The 18,054-nt window shown below is 52.8% G+C and carries 15 protein-coding genes; 7 read left to right on the top strand and 8 right to left on the bottom strand.

The window, feature by feature from the left end:
* Positions 1–2: 2 nt before the first annotated feature.
* Genes fruA through fruB form a run of 3 tightly spaced genes read right to left on the bottom strand, consistent with a single transcriptional unit; the run spans position 3 to position 3,776 of the window.
* Positions 3–1,691, bottom strand: a complete 1,689-nt coding sequence (gene fruA / locus HV345_RS08515) for a PTS fructose transporter subunit IIBC (RefSeq protein ID WP_016153736.1) — start codon at positions 1,689–1,691, stop codon at positions 3–5.
* A gap of 16 nt (positions 1,692–1,707) precedes the next feature.
* Positions 1,708–2,646: a 1-phosphofructokinase gene (gene fruK, locus HV345_RS08510; protein ID WP_003834544.1), complete on the bottom strand. Its 939-nt coding sequence runs from the start codon at positions 2,644–2,646 to the stop codon at positions 1,708–1,710.
* Positions 2,646–3,776 carry a fused PTS fructose transporter subunit IIA/HPr protein gene (fruB, locus tag HV345_RS08505; protein ID WP_049042010.1) on the bottom strand — a complete coding sequence of 377 codons (1,131 nt, stop codon included), beginning with the start codon at positions 3,774–3,776 and terminating at the stop codon, positions 2,646–2,648. Before fruB ends, fruK begins: the two co-directional genes overlap by 1 nt.
* A 368-nt stretch (positions 3,777–4,144) precedes the next feature.
* On the opposite strand from fruB, the gene setB reads away from it, so the two are divergent.
* Complete coding sequence (setB, locus tag HV345_RS08500; RefSeq protein WP_181636492.1) at positions 4,145–5,326, top strand: sugar efflux transporter SetB; 1,182 nt, start codon at positions 4,145–4,147, stop codon at positions 5,324–5,326.
* On the opposite strand, the gene HV345_RS08495 is transcribed toward setB, so the two are convergent.
* On the bottom strand, positions 5,323–5,577 hold the full coding sequence (locus HV345_RS08495) for a YkgJ family cysteine cluster protein (protein ID WP_016153739.1): 255 nt from the start codon (positions 5,575–5,577) through the stop codon (positions 5,323–5,325). The genes setB and HV345_RS08495 overlap by 4 nt on opposite strands.
* A gap of 157 nt (positions 5,578–5,734) precedes the next feature.
* Between HV345_RS08495 and yeiP the strand changes: the two genes are divergently transcribed.
* On the top strand, positions 5,735–6,307 hold the full coding sequence (gene yeiP / locus HV345_RS08490; RefSeq protein ID WP_016153740.1) for an elongation factor P-like protein YeiP: 573 nt from the start codon (positions 5,735–5,737) through the stop codon (positions 6,305–6,307).
* A gap of 56 nt (positions 6,308–6,363) precedes the next feature.
* Here the strand turns inward: yeiP and torD are convergent, their stop codons facing one another.
* Genes torD through torC form a run of 3 tightly spaced genes read right to left on the bottom strand, consistent with a single transcriptional unit; the run spans position 6,364 to position 10,627 of the window.
* Entirely contained in the window at positions 6,364–6,996 is a 633-nt protein-coding gene (torD, locus tag HV345_RS08485; RefSeq protein WP_049269056.1) for a molecular chaperone TorD, read from the bottom strand.
* Positions 6,986–9,484 (bottom strand): trimethylamine-N-oxide reductase TorA, encoded by a 2,499-nt coding sequence (torA, locus tag HV345_RS08480; RefSeq protein WP_181636491.1) that lies wholly within the window; start codon positions 9,482–9,484, stop codon positions 6,986–6,988. Before torA ends, torD begins: the two co-directional genes overlap by 11 nt.
* 3 nt (positions 9,485–9,487) lie before the next feature.
* Positions 9,488–10,627, bottom strand: coding sequence for a pentaheme c-type cytochrome TorC (torC, locus tag HV345_RS08475; protein ID WP_181636490.1), 1,140 nt, complete (start codon positions 10,625–10,627; stop codon positions 9,488–9,490).
* Between the two features lie 165 nt (positions 10,628–10,792).
* Here torC and HV345_RS08470 point away from each other — a divergent pair, with 165 nt between their 5' ends.
* A complete protein-coding gene (locus HV345_RS08470) occupies positions 10,793–12,265 on the top strand; it encodes a PLP-dependent aminotransferase family protein (protein ID WP_181636489.1) in 1,473 nt (490 codons plus the stop codon).
* A 45-nt stretch (positions 12,266–12,310) separates the two neighbouring features.
* On the opposite strand, the gene uxuA is transcribed toward HV345_RS08470, so the two are convergent.
* On the bottom strand, positions 12,311–13,501 hold the full coding sequence (uxuA, locus tag HV345_RS08465; RefSeq protein ID WP_016156994.1) for a mannonate dehydratase: 1,191 nt from the start codon (positions 13,499–13,501) through the stop codon (positions 12,311–12,313).
* A gap of 202 nt (positions 13,502–13,703) precedes the next feature.
* Between uxuA and HV345_RS08460 the strand changes: the two genes are divergently transcribed.
* The 4 genes from HV345_RS08460 (at position 13,704) to mepS (ending at position 18,008) form a co-directional block, all read left to right on the top strand.
* Positions 13,704–15,170 carry a mannitol dehydrogenase family protein gene (locus HV345_RS08460; protein ID WP_181636488.1) on the top strand — a complete coding sequence of 489 codons (1,467 nt, stop codon included), beginning with the start codon at positions 13,704–13,706 and terminating at the stop codon, positions 15,168–15,170.
* A gap of 119 nt (positions 15,171–15,289) precedes the next feature.
* Positions 15,290–16,276 (top strand): GTP-binding protein, encoded by a 987-nt coding sequence (locus tag HV345_RS08455; protein WP_016153747.1) that lies wholly within the window; start codon positions 15,290–15,292, stop codon positions 16,274–16,276.
* Between the two features lie 35 nt (positions 16,277–16,311).
* Entirely contained in the window at positions 16,312–17,025 is a 714-nt protein-coding gene (locus HV345_RS08450) for a phosphatase PAP2 family protein (RefSeq protein ID WP_181630643.1), read from the top strand.
* 413 nt (positions 17,026–17,438) lie between these two features.
* Complete coding sequence (gene mepS / locus HV345_RS08445; RefSeq protein WP_003027474.1) at positions 17,439–18,008, top strand: bifunctional murein DD-endopeptidase/murein LD-carboxypeptidase; 570 nt, start codon at positions 17,439–17,441, stop codon at positions 18,006–18,008.
* Positions 18,009–18,054: the final 46 nt, after the last annotated feature.

Below are 18,054 nucleotides of genomic sequence, written 5' to 3'. Positions count from 1 at the left end.
AATCAGGCCGCCTTTGCCACAACCTCTGCTTCCGGGCGTTTCAGCACCGCGTAGGAGAGACCGGCTACCAGCGTACCGGCAATAATGGCCAGCAGGTATCCAACCACCGGAGTGATTGCGCCAGGGATTAACAGCACGAACAGACCGCCGTGCGGCGCCATCAGCTTAGCACCCACCGCCATAGAGATAGCCCCGGTAATCGCGCCGCCAACGATACAGCAAGGCAAAACGCGCATCGGGTCACGGGCAGCGAATGGGATAGCCCCTTCGGTAATAAAGCACAGGCCCAGTACCAGCGCAGCTTTACCGCCTTCCTGCTGCGCTTTGTCGAACTTACGACGCGCCACCAGCGTTGCCAGGCCCAGGGCCAGCGGAGGCACCATACCCGCCGCCATAATCGCCGCCATCGGCGCATAGGTTTGCGTACTAAGCAGCCCCACACCGAAAGCATACGCCGCTTTGTTAACCGGACCGCCCATATCGGTACACATCATGCCGCCCAGAATCGCTCCAAGCAGCACCGCATTCGCGGTTCCCATGGTTTGCAGCCAGTGGGTCAGACCTTCCAGAATGCCCGCCACTGGTTTACCGATCAGGTAGATCATGGCCAGACCAACCACCAGGCTTGAGAGCAGCGGAATGATCAGGATCGGTTTCAGCGCTTCCATACTCTGCGGAAGTTTCAGCTTCGTGCTGATGAGCTTCGCCACATAACCGGCAAGGAAACCGGCAATAATCCCGCCAATAAAGCCGGAACCGGTGCTCACCGCCAGCATACCGCCGATAAGACCTGGCGTCAGACCCGGACGGTCAGCGATGGAAAACGCGATGTAGCCCGCCAGAACCGGCACCATCAGCGCGAAAGCTGAACCACCGCCAATCTGCATCAGCGCCGCCGCCAGCGTACCCTGCTCCTTGAACGCTTCGATACCAAAAGCGAATGAGAGTGCAATACACAGACCGCCAGCAACCACCATCGGCAGCATGTAGGATACGCCCGTCAGCAGGTGACGATACGCGCCAGCGCTCTCTTTCTTACCCTCAGTGGTTGCAGACTGCGCTTTGCCGGCAGGCTGGTACGGCGTTGCTTCTTCCAGCGCTTTGTCCAGCTCCTGCTTCGTTTTCTTCAGCGCAAGGCCAGTTGAAGTACGGTACATTGGTTTTCCGGCAAACTTCGCCAGATCAACTTCAATGTCAGCCGCCACAATCACCAGATCCGCCTGAGCCACCTCTTCCGGCGTAATGGCATTGCCTGCGCCAACAGAACCACGGGTTTCAACCTTCACCCACCAGCCACGTTTTTTCGCTTCTGTTTCAATAGCTTCAGCGGCCATAAACGTATGGGCAACGCCAGTTGGACAAGCCGTCACCGCCACCACTCGTTTTGGACCACTACTGGCCACGGACGCTGTCGCAACCGGAGCACTATAAGGTTTTGCGTGGCCTTTCGCTTCACTGAGGAAAAGTTCAGGATGCGCAACCGCACGACCAATATCGCCCAGCCAGACTTTTTTGCCGTTCAGCGAACTGTCGGCAGGAAGCGTGTCGCCCAGAACAATTGCCAGTTCGGCATCATTAGGATTATCAATAATTTCCAGATGTGCTTTCTGCGCCGCCGCTCCAAGCAGGGTTTTCGCCATATAAGCGCGAGCCTGGCCGAGATTAGCGTCAATAATCAGCAGCGTTTTCATTATGCCTCTCCTGCTGTCAGTTAAACGGTTTTAAGTCGACACGCGCCATCATTGCGGCCAACTGAGGACGATCGGTAATGCCCACATTGCTTTGGCTTACCGCCAGGGCGGCAACAGCGGTTGCCAGACGCAGGGTGTGTTCACTGGATTCACGCATCAGCAGGCCGTAAATCAGGCCACCAACCATTGAATCACCCGCGCCTACGGTGCTTACCACCTCGACTGACGGCGGTTTAGCAATCCACTCACCCGAAGCGTTAACCCACAGCGCACCTTCCGCGCCAAGTGAAATCACCACGTGAGCAATACCCTGCTCGCGCAACGCATGTGCAGCTTCAATCACATCTTTCATTTCTGGCAGCTTACGGCCTGCCCAGATTTCCAGTTCACGACGGTTTGGTTTTACCAGCCACGGCGCCGCTTTCAGACCGGCCACCAGTGCTTCACGACTACTATCAAAGATAATGCAAGGACACTGACTGCGCAGGCGCGTCATCCAGTCGGTGAATGCTTCCGGGCTAACGCCGGTCGGCAAACTGCCGCTGACGCACACCATGTCGAACTGGCCCAGCCAGCTCAGCGAGTCATTCACAAAGCGTTCCCAGTCAGCCGGGGTGACTTCAAAGCCGGAGAAATTGAAATCGGACACTTCGCCGTCTTTTTCGGTCAGCTTGACGTTGATACGGGTACGCCCCTGTACAACCTGAAAACGGTTGGCGATACCCAGCTCGCTGAACAACTGCTGAAAACCATCCTGGTTGTCTTTACCGAGGAAACCACCCACCGTTACATCGATACCTAAATCTTTCAAAACCTTAGCGACGTTAATCCCTTTCCCTGCCGCGTGCAGACCGGTCGTTTTAACCAGGTTCACTTCACCGCGTTCAATTTCCGGGCAGAAACCCACCAGATCGTAGGCTGGGTTAAGGGTGATAGTAGCAACACGTCTGCTCATTACGCGCCCTCCCCAAGACCCGCCGCGATGGCTTCGCCAATCGCTTTCAGCGCCTGTTCAGCATCTTCACCCTGGGCGGTAAAGCGCAGGTGATGTCCTTTCTTCACGCCTAATGCCACAACTTTCATCAGACTGCGTCCATTCGCCGGCTTGCCGGTTCCATCAAGATTTGTCACGGTAATTTCACTGTTAAATTGTTTAATCGTATTCACCAGCATGGTGCCCGGGCGGGCGTGTAAACCATGCTCATTGCGCACAATAAATTCGGCGCTCAGTACATCATCAGTTAAGGCATCATCGCTGGTCAGCAGCGCCAGCACCGTTGCCGCATCGGCTTTCAACAAACGGTCAGCTTTATTATTCAGCAGCAGATCGCCAAGGCGCTTCAGCACCGCAACCGGTTGTTCGTCATTCATGGCGACGGTCACCAGCAGGGCTGCCGCTTCACCTTGTACATCGAACGCTGTTGCTGCGCGGCTGACCGCAATGGCGCTGCGCACATTGCCTTCAGCACAGTCATTCAGCCAGATCCCCTGACCGAGATTCATCGGTTGCTCATTAATGGCTCTGGCCACAAAGGTGGCGTCAACCGCGCCGACCTCTTTCAGCCGTGCGGCGTTGAGCGCCTGCAGCGTGACCAGCGAGTTGGCAACGACGTCCAGCGACAGCGTTTCGTTATCAAGCTTCAGCTGTTCGCTTTGCTTTTCCCCCATCAGCAACGCGCGCAACTCTTCCGCCGTGGTCGCAGATTTCAGCTGTTCAGCGACGGAGTCATCGCTCAGCACATGCGTCAGCTGACGCAGTAAACCGAGGTGCTCATCAGAGCTGGCGGCGATGCCTATTGCCACATAAGCAACCTGCCCTTCACCCCAGATCACGCCCTGCGGAAACTGAAACACCTGCACGCCGGTTTTCAGCACCCGATCGCGCGTGTCCGTCGTACCGTGAGGAATAGCAATACCGTTGCCGAGGAACGTGGACGTCTGTTGTTCACGCGCCAGCATGCCATCGACGTAGCCTTCCGCTACGTTACCTGCCAGCACTAAGGCAGCGGCAACCTGGCGAATAGCCTCTTCTTTATTCCCGGCCTGTTCGCCCGGGTGAATATCCTGAACAGATAACTGGAACATGGTTCTCCTCTCCCGCTGATTTGAAACGATTCAGCTAACATGAGAAAAAAGGCGTCACCTGACTCCATCAGTTATGGCAAGATGACGCTGAAACGTTTCAAGAAGTCTTGCTCTTTTTTCTTCAGCACACAAGTAAAGTTGACAAATTACTTGCTGAATTTAGAGATAACGCACATTTTCTCCGCGGAGGAGAAAAAATTGCTGACGCAAAAACGGCGTCAGCTTGTCAGATTCAGCAGCGTCAGCAAGCTGCGTTCTCTGACTGAAATGCTATTTTGATTTTTGATGCCGATTTTGATTTGGCTCCCTGTTTATTTTCTGACAAGCAGCGTAAACTCCGCGTCTCTTCACATTATTGATATCAAAACATGCACAACACCCCCGTAGCCGCCACACCCAAGGCGTTTGATTTAACGTCTTCGGCGTTCCTGCTTGTCGCATTTCTGACGGGTATCGCCGGTGCGTTGCAGACGCCAACGCTCAGCCTTTTTCTGACGGATGAAGTCCATGCCCGTCCCGGCATGGTCGGGTTCTTTTTTACCGGTAGCGCCGTAATCGGCATTTTGGTGAGTCAGTTTCTGGCCGGACGTTCAGATAAAAAAGGCGATCGCAAAAACCTGATTGTGTTTTGCTGCGTGCTGGGGATGTTGGCCTGCGTGCTGTTCGCCTGGAACCGTAACTATTTTATTCTGCTGTTTGTCGGGGTATTCCTCAGCAGCTTCGGTTCGACCGCCAACCCGCAAATGTTTGCTCTCGCCCGCGAGCACGCCGACCGTACGGGTCGGGAAGCCGTCATGTTCAGCACGATATTACGTGCGCAGGTTTCGCTGGCCTGGGTGATTGGCCCACCGCTGGCCTACGCGCTGGCCATGGGGTTTAGCTTTACGGTGATGTACCTCAGCGCGGCGGTGGCGTTTGTTGTCTGCGGCGTAATGGTCTGGCTGTTCTTACCCTCGATGAGTAAAAACGTGCCTCTCGCGACAGGCGCGGTAGAAGCCCCGCGCCGCAATCGACGCGACACGCTGCTACTGTTTGTTATCTGCACGTTAATGTGGGGGACTAACAGTCTCTATATCATTAATATGCCGTTGTTTATTATCAACGAGCTGCATCTGCCGGAAAAGCTGGCGGGCATCATGATGGGAACTGCCGCGGGGCTGGAAATCCCAACCATGTTGATTGCCGGATACTTCGCGAAGCGTCTGGGCAAACGCCTGTTGATGAGAATCGCCGTTATCGCCGGATTTTTCTTTTATGCCGGCATGCTGTTGGCCCACTCTCCGGCGATATTACTTGGCTTACAGCTGCTGAACGCGATTTATATCGGCATCCTCGGCGGGATTGGCATGCTCTATTTCCAGGATCTGATGCCGGGACAAGCGGGTTCAGCCACGACTCTCTATACAAATACCATTCGCGTGGGCTGGATTATTGCCGGATCGTTGGCGGGTATTGCCGCTGAAATCTGGAACTATCACGCGGTATTCTGGTTTGCGTTGGTGATGATCGTCACCACCGTCGCGTGCCTGACGCGCATCAAAGACGTTTAAGGTGCGGTCAGCGCCTCAAGCTCGATGAGATAGACCATGGCCTGGTGCGTCGTCTGTCCGCACATTTCCGCACTGGGTTGTAAACCGGCGCACACTTTTGGCCGCAGAGGCGAAGCAAAAATTTTACAGCGCAGGGATTCATCCAACTGAACGCATGGTGTATTAGCGGGCTTGCCATCAGGCATGCCGGGGATGGGACTGGAAATTGAAGGCGCGGTGCAACATGCACCACAATCCGGACGGCATTCCATACAGTACTCTCTTTATCGTAAACCATCGGATTGTGCAGGAAGCGCACAGTAACACCTTTTGGGCACCAGCAAAAGCATCAATTCCGCTTGCCTGAATGCCCCGGCGCGAGTAGTTTTACGCGATATTTTAGACACTCCTCATTACAGGATTTTTTCGATGCCAAGAGCGAACGAAATTAAAAAAGGTATGGTACTGAATTACAACGGCAAACTGCTGATTGTAAAAGATATTGATATTCAATCACCAACCGCACGTGGCGCCGCCACGCTGTACAAAATGCGTTTTTCTGATGTTCGTACCGGTCTGAAAGTTGAAGAGCGCTTCAAAGGTGATGACATCGTTGATACCGTCACCCTGAGCCGTCGTGGCGTTGATTTCTCCTATGTAGATGGCAACGAATACGTCTTCATGGATAAAGAAGACTATACCCCGTATACCTTCACCAAAGACCAGATCGAAGAAGAATTGCTGTTCATCCCGGAAGGCGGAATGCCGGATATGCAGGTACTGACCTGGGACGGCCAGCTGCTGGCGCTTGAACTGCCGCAAACGGTAGACCTGGAAATCGTTGAAACGGCACCGGGCATTAAAGGCGCGTCAGCAAGTGCGCGTAACAAACCAGCGACCATGAGCACCGGTCTGGTTATCCTGGTTCCTGAATATCTGAGTGCAGGCGAAAAAATCCGTATTCATATCGAAGAACGTCGCTACATGGGCCGCGCAGACTAATTTTTCTGCTGCGACACCGGTGAAAAGGGACAGCATTTGCTGTCCCTTTGTTCTTTTCAGCCCTGGCTGCTGAGGTAAAAATCATCCATCAACAGAGATTCCAGATACAGCTCATCCTCACGCATAAAATGCGTTATGACGTTAACCGCCTGAGGATAAACCCCCTCTTCGTCCCGGTGTAAACAACTTTCCCGTAGCAGGGGTGCCCAGCACATAATGTGATGATGCAAAAAGTAATATTGCGCCGATAACGTCTCCTTTTTGGTAACCATTCTCGCCATCAGTGCTAGCTGTACAGCAATATGGTCGGCAGGCTCGTTGTCCTGCGGTGTCAGCCCATACTCGACTAACAGCACATTCATTTCCTTGCGTTCTTCAGGCGCGGTCGTATGCGGATAATGCCCCGCATAGGGAGAAACGCCGCCAGGAGGTGCCAGTAAAAACAACGAGGCATAGTCCGCCGCCAGCTCCAGCTGTCGGCTTTCCCGGCGCAGCGCCCGAACGAGACTACGTTCCAGGTTTTTAACATCAACGGATAACCCAGGGATAGCCGTCAACGACGCCAGCCACTTTCGGCTTTCCCCACTTTCCAGACGGATGAGTTGCTCCTCGTCCAGCTCGCGGAACAGCAGTTGCGAAAACCACTGGTACACCGCCGCACGCTGTCGATGAATGTGATTATGCTGCACTTGCCCCCTCCTCTTTCACAACCTCCGGCCCGCCAAAGCCCGTGACCTGCGGGGCATTCTCCTGGTACCGCTCCACCTCGACCAGCACCGTATGCGCCGAAGGCCCCTGCGCCAGTTGCGATGTACCGATATCCGCACTCAGCACATTCGGATCGCCATAAGTGCATAATGTGCCCGATTTCCCGCCTTCCTGCGGCGAATACCACGCGCCTTCATGAATCCGGACGACGCCAGGCACGTAATCCGGACTGATCACCACCCCGGCCAGCACCTGGCCTCTGGCGTTAAACACGCGCGCAATATCCCCGGCTTTCAGGCCACGTGCGCGGGCATCCGACTGGCTCATGTACAGCGGCTCTCTTCCTGCCACCGCATAGGTGTTACGAAACGCCTCGCTTGAGCACAACTGGGAGTGCAGACGTTTATCCGGATGGCAGGACTGCAGATGCAGCGGATATTTATCTGTTTTGCTGCCATGGGTACGCTCAAAAGGTTCCATCCACACCGGATGCCCCGGGCAGTCCTCGTAGGCAAAGCCCGCGATGGTTTTGCTGTAAATTTCAATCAGACCAGAGGGTGTTCCTAACGGGTTGATATCCGGCTGTTCGCGAAATTCTCCGTGACGCACCCACGGCTTCCCGGCAGGATATTCAATGTATCCTTCGCCCTGCCAGAAGCTCCCGAAGTTCGGCATACTCACGCCAAGGGACGCTCCCGTTTTCGCGCCCTCATCATAAATGGCTTTTATCCACTGCATTTCATCCCGCTTTTCGCGGTATGTCTCTTCCTGACCAAAGCGTTTGCACAGACCGGCAAAGACATCAAAGTCATTTCGCGCTTCAAACTGCGGTTTAACCACCTGATGTATCGCCATCAGCCCTTTATTCGAGTGTGTACCGAACTGCTCAATGTCATTACGCTCAAAGCGCGTGGTCACAGGCAGGACGATATCGGCAAAACGACAGGATGCTGTCCACTGATGATCCAGAACGACCACGGTTTCCAGCTTCTTCCACGCCTCGATCATGCGGTTACGATCCTGCTGCGCATGGAACGGATTGGCGGCGCTGAAAATCGCCATTTTGATATCAGGGAAAGTTAATGTTTCACCGTTGAAAGCGATCTTTTTGCCTGGCGCCAGCAGACAATCGATCATTCGCGAGGTAGGAATATGCTCTGAAGCGCCGCGGAAATCCGCTTTGTATTTCGCGGCCGGGGGATTGTTGATGCTCCCGAGGCCGGACAGGACGGGACCGGCAGAAGTGACCGTCCCGCCGCCGTTATAGTGCCAGCCAAACCCTACTCCGCCGCCCGGCAAGCCAATTTGGCCAACCATGCTGGCCAGCACCACCAGCATCCACGGATACTGCTCGCCATGGTGCATACGCTGCACGCACCAGCCGCCCATAAACTGTGTCCGGCCTTTGACCAGCAGGCGGGCGAAGTCGCGGATCTGCTCCGCCGTCAGACCGCAGATTTCCGCCGCCCATTCGGCATTTTTCGGCTGCTTGTCGCTTTCCCCAAGCAGATACGGCAAGAACTGTTCAAAGCCCACGGTATAATCGTTAATGAACGCCACGTCATACAGTTTTTCTTCGTACAGGGTATGCGCCAGCGCCAGCAATAACGCGACATCCGTTTGCGGTCGTAGCGCCAACTGCTCACAGCCAAGATAGTTTTGCGACTTGCTACGCACCGGATCAACGCTGATAACGCGCATCTTACCCTGCGCAACCGCTTCTTTAATCTGCTGCCAATAACCAAACGCATCGTGATCGGGAACCAGGAACTCGATCTGCAGATTCTTGATCGGATCGCAGCCCCACAGCACGATGGTTTGGGTATTTTCGATAACCAGCGGGAGTGACGTTTGCTGCTCATAAACTTCCAGCGAACCAATCACATGCGGTAAAATCACCTGCGCTGCGGCTGCCGAGTAGTCGCCGACGGTCGTTACATAGCTACCGTGCAAGCCGAGTCCCCGATCCATCGCGCCGCCGGCCTTATGATATTTGCCAACAATTTGCCAGTCCGCCAGCCCGGTAAAGACGCCAGAAGATCCGTAGGTCTTTTGTACTCGTTCAAGCTCCTCATAGAACAGATCCAACGCCTGATCCCAGCTCACACGGACAAAGCGATTATCGCCGCGCTGGTTGCGATCTGACTTTTCACGCTTGCGCAGCCAGTCCAGCCGCACCATCGGGTAGCGCACACGCGATGGGTTGTAGACCACCTCCCGAACGGCATTGAGCATATCGCAGGGGTATTTGTCATGTTTGAAGGGGCGGGTATCGACCCATTCACCGTTCACGACTTTGGCTTCAAAAGCGCCAAAGTGCGAGCCAGACTGGATCCATTGCTCCGGGTTTTCACCCGCTGCCCAGACTTTTGAGATCAGTGGATTTGGCCCTAAAGCGCTGACGGCACCGACTGCCAGCATTCCGCTTAAAAACCGTCGACGTGACGGATTAAAATCATGAATATCCATAAATTATCCTTTTGAATTGTTAGGTTGAGGTATATCGCTGGCGTGAGTCTGGAGATATTTCAACAACGTACGGTCTTCCACCGGATTAAGCCGGTAGTAGGTGGACATGGATTTCAGTCCGGCGATCCAGCCATTCGCGGAATAACGGGTCGGCGGCGGCGTGCTGTGGCAAGCGCTACAGGTGGATTGCAACATCTGATCGGCGTATTGCCAGAGGGGGTCAATATTGTCGGTAAACCCCTCCGCCGAACTCCAGGCTATCACGCTTACCTGCTGCCACTCCTGATGTGACTCCGGATCAACCTGTGTTTGCTCAACCTTCACATTGCTCATCAGCGAGGCATCTAATACGGCAGCAAAAACGCGTTTACCCATATACTGGGTAATCACCCGTCCCCGTCCTTTGCTTTCCCGCCAGCCGGTCAGCTCTATCTGAACGTTTTTTCCTTCTCTTTTCAGCACACGCACTTGCGTTGCCGGGTACAGCATCGCTTTACCTGCCGGGCTCTCTGCTGTCGCAGTCAGTGATTTTTCGCCTAACGAATACAGCGTCGTCGCCGTGGGTAACTGCTCTCCCTGACGCTGCAACTGCTTGTAACGATCGCGAAAACCGCTGCTCATATCGGGTTTGTGATGGGCAATGCCTTTGTGACAATCGATACAGTTACTGTCTTTTGCCGCCGCCGCGGTCATTTGCGCCGCTGCATTTGCCGATTGCTTACCGTGATCCATCGCCTCATAGCTATGGCAGGATTTACACGACGCAGAATTATTCGCGCTCATGCGCGCCCATTCTCGCTGGGCCAACTCCGCCCGCTTTGCGGCAAATTTTTCCGGGGTATCGATCGAAGGAGAGATAAAGGTGTGGTAGAGGTCGTTTAAGGCTTGCGTTTTACGAACCAGCGTTGGGACGATGCCTGGCGGAATATGACAATCCTTACACTCCGCACGCACACCTGAAGCATTACGAAAATGCACGCTGGTTTTATACTCCTCGCCAGATGTGCGCATCGAGTGACACGATAAACAAAACTCGGTAGAACTGGTGTAATGAACGCCTTGCCACGTTCCCCAAATAGCCAGGGCCATTGCTACCGCCCCGGCGAATGCGCACCATAGTGCGTTTTTTCTTATCCACGACATGCTTGCCTCCATTTTTTTAATAGCGACACGCTAAGGGATAATAAAAATCAAAAATAGAGACAGCGAAGGCAGATTATAGGAACAGCATCCACTCTATGAGGTTCGTCAAATAGTAAAGAGCAGAAGTCCGTAATATAATTACCATCTATAAATAAGGAATTTCTCATGCTCAAACTGACTCTCGATAGAGAAAGCCGGACTCCGCTGCAGTTGCAGATATTTCAATTTTATTTACAGGCCATTCAGCGGGGTGATTTGCTGTGTGGAGATAAACTCCCCTCTATTCGCGAGCAGGCTCAGGCATTGAACATTGCCAAAATAACGGTGGTGATGGCATATGATAAGCTGGTGGCGGCTGGATTAATTAAGAGCCGACACGGCATTGGCTATGAGGTGATATTCACCACGCCTGTACGTGTAACCCCAGCGCATGTGTCCGTACCCCAGGGCTCTCCGCCAGTAACACCAAAAGCGGCCGGGGTCTCTACCGATGTTTACGCAGAGCCTGGGCGGGAGTGCTACTGCCGGATGGGCGTCCCCGATCCCAATGCTTTTCCCTGGGCAAGCTGGCGAAAATGGAATAACGCGCCAAGCGTGCTTAAAGAGCAATTGTTTACCCGATATCATTCATCAAATGGATTATTTTCACTGCGTGAGCAACTAGCCAGGTACCTTAATTTATCTCGCGGCATTAATACCCGGGCGGAGAACATCATCATTACCAATGGGATTCAGGAAGGATTGTCGCTGCTCAGTCAAATATTTATTGTTCATCATGCCGTCAGTCAGCAAAAAAAGTGCCACGTTGTGACCGAATCCCCTTGTTATTCTGGCGCATGGCATCTGTTTAATTATTACGGTGCAGACATTACGTCAATTGCTGTAGATAACCACGGGCTGCAAACAGATAAATTACCCGAATATGAAACCCAGCTTTGCTATGTGACTCCGGCTCACCAGTATCCAATGGGAAGCGTCCTTTCGCTGGAACGCCGTCAGTCATTATTGACGTGGGCGCAGCGCGTCGGCGCTTATATCCTTGAAGACGACTACGATGCTGTTTTTACCTATGGCGAGAACCCCCTTCCTGCACTGAAAGCTATGGATTATCACAACCGGGTTATCTACATGGGGACATTTTCCAAAACGCTGGGGCCGGGAACACGTCTTGGCTATCTCATTTGTCCTGATGAACTGCTCCCGGCAGTAAAGAATATGAAAGCACTCAATAACAATGGCAGTCAGTGGTTATTGCAGCAATTTTTAGCCGAATTAATGCAAAATCAGGTGTTTTACTCGCACATCAGCAAGCTGGCCTGCAACTATGCGGCGCGCCTCAATCTGTTACGCGATGGCCTTTCTGTTCTGTTTCCGTCAGGGAAAATCGCTGGCGCAACGGCGGGTCTGCACCTCTCGTTACGCGTTGACAGACACCCAGATATGATAGCCAGGCTGCAACAGCGCTGCCTGCTGGCAGGGATCCGCTTTGACACTCTGCCAGATATTGAAAATGGCTCAGGAGCCGCATGGCGTAAGGAGAATAGCGATGCTGTTATGTTTTTCGGGTTTGGCGGATTGCAGATACAGCAGATCAAAAAGGTGCTGTCGGTACTGGAGCAGGCGCTAGCGCAGCCTTGATGAATAACAGGGATCGCGCCTGCGGCACAATCCCTGTTGTTAACCTTACAGCAGATCGCGGAACTGCGTTTGTTTTAACGCCAGCTCAACGCCGCGAACTTCCGCCAGCCCTTTCAGGCGACCAATCGCGGAGTAGCCTGGGTTGGTTTTCTTGTGCAGGTCGTCAAGCATCTGGTGTCCGTGATCCGGACGCATCGGGATAGGACGCAAATCGCCCGCCTTTTTACGGCGCTGTTCTTCGCTCAGGATGGCAGCAACCACCGATACCATATCCACATCGCCTTGCAGGTGCGCACCTTCGTGGAAGGTTTTCGGGTTATCTTCACGGCAGGTGGAGCGCAGATGCGTGAAGTGGATTCGATCGCCAAAGGTTTCGATCATTTTCACCAGATCGTTATCGGCGCGCACGCCGTAGGAACCGGTGCACATGGTGAAACCGTTATTGATGCTGTCGACGGTTTCTTTCAGCCACTGCATATCTTCGATAGTCGAAACAATGCGCGGCAGGCCGAGGATCGGACGCGGCGGATCGTCAGGGTGAACAGCCAGACGCACGCCGACTTCTTCCGCCACAGGCACAATCGCCCGCAGGAATACCGCCATATTATCGCGCAGATCGTCTTTGCTGATGCCGTCATATTCAGCGAGGCGCGCACGGAACTGATCCAGCGTATAGCCCTCTTCCGCACCGGGCAGGCCGGCAATGATATTGCGGGTCAGCTTTTCGATATCGGCATCGCTCATAGCATTGAAGTAATTCAGCGCCTGGCGTTGTTCTTCTGCGGTGTAATCCGCTGCGGCGCCTGGGCGCTGAAGAATATGCAGTTCGAAGGCCGCAAAAGCAATCTGGTCAAAACGTAGCGCTTTGGAGCCGTCCGGCAGCTGATATTCGAGGTCGGTACGCGTCCAGTCGAGGATCGGCATGAAGTTATAGCACACGGTATCGATGCCGCAGGTCGCCAGATTACGGATACTCTGCTGATAATTGGCAATCCACGTTTGGTACTGGCCTGAACGCGTTTTGATATCTTCGTGAACAGGAATACTTTCCACCACCGACCAGGTCAGCCCTTTTTCAGCCAGAATAGCCTGACGCTGTTGAATCTCTTCTACCGGCCACACTTCACCGTTAGGAATGTGGTGCAAGGCGGTCACAACACCCGTTGCGCCAGCCTGACGCACATCATCAAGCGATACCGGATCGTTAGGTCCGTACCAACGCCAGGTTTGTTCCATTGTTTCACCTCACAAGTTGTTATACCAAATTAAACTACCTGAATGACGACTACCATACAGCCATCCCGGAGATGTTCAACAGATGGCCTATCATTGATTGATCCAGCTCACATTCCCCGGATAAATGAGGCACACCAATTCAATTTGCTGTCATATAACTTTATACTGCCATTGTTAATTAATGGTTAATCAGGTGTATTTAATGAAAACTATTGCCTCAGCGCCACTGGCGGAAAATGTCATGATGCCGCAGTACGACCGCCAAAAATTAAAAACGCGGATTGTACATTTTGGTTTCGGTGCTTTTCATCGCGCCCATCAGGCGTTATTAACCGACAGGGTGCTGAATGCGCAGGGCGGAGACTGGGGGATTTGCGAGATTAGCCTGTTCAGTGGCGATCGGCTGATGCGTCAGCTTCGCGAACAAGATCATTTATTTACCGTGTTAGAAAAAGGGACTAACGGCAACCAGCCTATTGTTATCGGTGCCGTTAACGAATGCCTGAACGCCACGCTGGATTCGCTGGCGGCCATTATTGAAAAATTCTGCGAGCCTCAGGTCGCGATTGTCTCGTTAACCATCACGGAAAAAGGCTACTGCATCGATCCGGCAACGGGTTCGTTAGATCTCTCTAATGCGCGTATTATTCACGATCTGCAGACACCGGCTGAACCGCACTCCGCCCCCGGTATTATCGTTGAAGCGCTGCACCGCCGACGTGAACGTGGACTGCAGCCATTTACCGTCCTCTCCTGCGATAACATCCCGGACAATGGCCATGTGGTAAAAAATGCCGTACTGGGGATGGCGGAAAAACGCTCTCCTGAGCTGGCGCACTGGATCCAGGAACACGTCAGTTTCCCGGGTACTATGGTGGATCGGATTGTTCCCGCCGCCACCGAAGAGTCGCTGGCTGAAATCGCCCATGAGCTGGGCGTTGCCGATCCTTGCGCAATCAGCTGCGAGCCGTTTATTCAGTGGGTGATTGAAGACAACTTTGTCTGTGGTCGTCCGCAATGGGAAACCGCGGGTGTCCAGATGGTTGAAAACGTCTTGCCGTGGGAACAAATGAAACTGCGGATGCTGAACGGCAGCCATTCGTTTCTCGCTTATCTCGGCTATCTGGCCGGATTCCAGCACATCAGCGACTGTATGCAGGATAGCGCATTTCGTGAAGCCGCTTACCGGCTAATGCTCACCGAACAGGCCCCCACGCTGCAAATTACCGATGTTGATTTAAACCAGTATGCCTTAAGCCTGCTGGACCGCTTTGCCAACCCGGCGCTGAAACACAAAACCTGGCAAATCGCGATGGATGGTAGCCAGAAATTACCCCAGCGAATGCTGGAAGGGATCCGCGTGCATTTAGCACGTCAAAGCGAGTGGCCGCTGTTGGCGCTCGGCATCGCAGGCTGGATGCGCTACGTGAGCGGTGTGGATGATTCAGGCGCTACGATTGATATTCGTGACCCGCTCAGTGAGAAAATTGCCTCTCTGGTGGCACAGAGCACTGAATCAGAACGCGTCAGCGCCCTGCTTTCTCTGCATGAGATTTTCTCCGCCGATCTCGTACAGAATCCGCAGTTTGTCGCGGTCATTCAGCAGGCCTGGCAACGTATTGCCCAATACGGTGCGCATCAGGCTGTCATTGAAACGTTAAAAAATTAACGATTTCTGCCATTAAACAGGACGAAGCACGTCTTCGTCCCCTCCCCCCTTCTCTTTTTCCCCATTTTTCGCCAGGATTGTTAAATGCCATTACGGTAATTTATGATTCTGGAGTAATTGTGACTAAAACCAATCTCATCACTGGTTTTCTCGGCAGTGGCAAAACCACCTCTATTCTTCATCTATTGGCGAACAAGGATCCCGCAGAGAAGTGGGCCGTGCTGGTCAATGAGTTTGGTGAAGTAGGTATTGATGGCGCCCTGTTAGCCGACAGCGGCGCATTGCTAAAAGAGATCCCCGGCGGCTGTATGTGCTGCGTTAACGGTCTACCGATGCAGGTTGGCCTCAATACGCTGCTGCGTCAGGGAAAACCCGATCGATTGCTGATTGAACCTACTGGCCTCGGACACCCTAAACAAATTCTGGATTTACTCACCGCACCGGTTTACGAACCGTGGATCGATCTGCGCGCGACCCTCTGTATTCTTGACCCCCGGCTGTTACTGGATGAAAAAAGCGTCGCCAATGACAATTTCCGCGATCAGCTGGCCGCCGCAGATATCATTGTTGCCAATAAAGCCGACCGCGCCACAGCGGAAAGCGAAAACGCCTTGCAAACCTGGTGGCAACACTACGGCGGTAATCGCCAGTTGGTTCATGCCGACCATGGGCAAATTGACGGGCAGTTACTGGATTTACCCCGACTAAACCTGGCAGAGCTTCCTGCAAGCGCAGAGCACGCCCATAGCCATGCAGACAAAAAGGGACTGGCTGCATTGAGTCTGCCGTCACAGCAGCGCTGGCGGCGCAGCCTGAACAGCGGCCAGGGCCATCAGGCCTGCGGTTGGATTTTTGACGCCGATACGGTGTTCGATACCATCGGTCTGCTGGAATGGTCCCGTCTTGCCCCCGTGGGGCGCGTGAAAGGTGTCATGCGTATAAAGGAAGGGCTGGTGCGCATTAACCGCCAGGGAGACGACTGGCATATTGAGACGCAAAACGTCGCGCCACCGGATAGCCGTATTGAACTCATCGCCGATACTGAGACCGACTGGAATACGCTACAGAGTGCATTGTTGAGACTTCGTTTAGACGCTAACGCGTAAGGTTGCCTTCGTTTTTATAGCAATGGTAAACGATGATGAAAACCCGATACCCTCTTATTCTCCTACTCAATATTGCGGGGCTGGCGCTGTTTCTGTCCTGGTATCTTCCTGCCGGACATGGGATCTGGTCTTCATTGGATACGGGCGTTTTCCGCTTCTTTAACCAGAAACTGGTGGAAAGCCCGCAGTTCTTGTGGATTGTTGCTATTACCAATAACCGGGCATTTGATGGTTGCTCATTGCTGGCAATGGGCGCCCTGATGCTGCATTTTTGGCTGAAAGAAACGTCGGAAGGTCGCCGACGCATTGTCGCTATTGGCCTGGTTATGCTGCTCACCGCAGTGGTATTAAATCAGTTAGGCCAGGCGCTTATTCCCGTTAAACGCGCCAGCCCTACTCTGATGCTGGATAATATTTATCGCGTCAGCGAACTGCTGCATATTCCGACTAAAGATGCGTCCAGAGACAGTTTCCCCGGCGATCACGGTATGATGCTGCTTATTTTTTCCGCATTTATGCTGCGTTATTTCGGAAAAGTCGCCGGAATAATCGGCCTTATTATCGCTGTGGTTTTTGCCTTTCCACGCATAATGATTGGCGCTCACTGGCTCACCGATATCGTGATCGGTTCCATGACTGTCGTCTTGATTGGTCTGCCCTGGTGGCTAATGACACCGTTAAGCGACCGATTAGTCACTCTGTTTGCGAATTATCTGCCCGGTAAAAACAAACAATTCTTAAACAAATAACGCAGAGTAATTAACATCATCAGGGAAAACTCTGATTCCCTGATGATGCTTGTCAATATTTCATCATTCTGGCTGTCATTCTCCTGTCATCTTATTCATCTTTAAAATGATTGGGTTGCGTCTTTTTTATCCCGATTGTTCTTAATTTAGGCAATGCCGGTTATTCACTTTCTGTATCAATTTTTCTTATAAGAAATCACGTAAATTCACTCGCAATGACCGGACCGATCGGGTAATCTCGAACTCGTTTTGCCTCGCGGGATAATTATTCTCTTCAGGAATAAATTTGTGCGTTCTGCCACAGATTTGACCTTAAAGAATTGTCTCATCGTGCGATGGTAATTAGTCTCGTCACGTTTGGCATTTTTTATAACGATATTTATCGTTAAGGACTTCAAGGGAAAACAAACAAAATGGTCAAATCTCAACCGATTTTGAGATATATCTTGCGGGGCATACCCGCGATAGCAGTTGCGGTTCTGCTTTCTGCATGTAGCACAACGAACACCGCCAGGAATATGCATTCTGAGACGCATGCTGTGGGCAATGGAGATAACTCTTCACTGCAAGCCTCTCAGGATGAATTTGAAAATATGGTCCGTAATATCGATGTTAAATCACGTATTATGGACCAGTATGCTGACTGGAAAGGCGTGCGTTACCGCCTTGGCGGCAGCACCAAAAAAGGTATTGATTGTTCAAGCTTCGTACAACGTACGTTCCGCGAGCAATTTGGTTTAGAGCTTCCTCGCTCAACCTATGAACAACAGGAAACGGGTAAATCCGTTTCGCGCACTAACCTGCGCACAGGCGATCTGGTTCTGTTCCGTGCTGGCTCCACTGGCCGTCACGTCGGTATTTATATCGGCAACAACCAGTTCGTACACGCCTCGACCAGCAGCGGCGTTATCATTTCCAGCATGAACGAACCTTACTGGAAAAAACGTTACAACGAAGCTCGCCGGGTCCTGAGCCGCAGTTAATTTCGTTTGGCAGCTATCCCTTGGCTATCCTGATGAGACATTTTGA

It is taken from the genome of Citrobacter sp. RHBSTW-00986 (assembly GCF_013783065.1).
Classification (GTDB): domain Bacteria; phylum Pseudomonadota; class Gammaproteobacteria; order Enterobacterales; family Enterobacteriaceae; genus Citrobacter; species Citrobacter braakii.
Note: the sequence above shows the minus strand (reverse complement) of the source record. Positions and strands in the feature narration are given on the sequence as shown.

Coding starts and splice junctions, on each gene's coding strand:
- fruA (WP_016153736.1), bottom strand. CDS start 1,691: ATGAAAACGCTGCTGATTATTGACGCTAATCTCGGCCAGGCTCGCGCT.
- fruK (WP_003834544.1), bottom strand. CDS start 2,646: ATGAGCAGACGTGTTGCTACTATCACCCTTAACCCAGCCTACGATCTG.
- fruB (WP_049042010.1), bottom strand. CDS start 3,776: ATGTTCCAGTTATCTGTTCAGGATATTCACCCGGGCGAACAGGCCGGG.
- setB (WP_181636492.1), top strand. CDS start 4,145: ATGCACAACACCCCCGTAGCCGCCACACCCAAGGCGTTTGATTTAACG.
- HV345_RS08495 (WP_016153739.1), bottom strand. CDS start 5,577: ATGGAATGCCGTCCGGATTGTGGTGCATGTTGCACCGCGCCTTCAATT.
- yeiP (WP_016153740.1), top strand. CDS start 5,735: ATGCCAAGAGCGAACGAAATTAAAAAAGGTATGGTACTGAATTACAAC.
- torA (WP_181636491.1), bottom strand. CDS start 9,484: ATGGATATTCATGATTTTAATCCGTCACGTCGACGGTTTTTAAGCGGA.
- torC (WP_181636490.1), bottom strand. CDS start 10,627: ATGTCGTGGATAAGAAAAAACGCACTATGGTGCGCATTCGCCGGGGCG.
- HV345_RS08470 (WP_181636489.1), top strand. CDS start 10,793: ATGCTCAAACTGACTCTCGATAGAGAAAGCCGGACTCCGCTGCAGTTG.
- uxuA (WP_016156994.1), bottom strand. CDS start 13,501: ATGGAACAAACCTGGCGTTGGTACGGACCTAACGATCCGGTATCGCTT.
- HV345_RS08460 (WP_181636488.1), top strand. CDS start 13,704: ATGAAAACTATTGCCTCAGCGCCACTGGCGGAAAATGTCATGATGCCG.
- HV345_RS08450 (WP_181630643.1), top strand. CDS start 16,312: ATGAAAACCCGATACCCTCTTATTCTCCTACTCAATATTGCGGGGCTG.
- mepS (WP_003027474.1), top strand. CDS start 17,439: ATGGTCAAATCTCAACCGATTTTGAGATATATCTTGCGGGGCATACCC.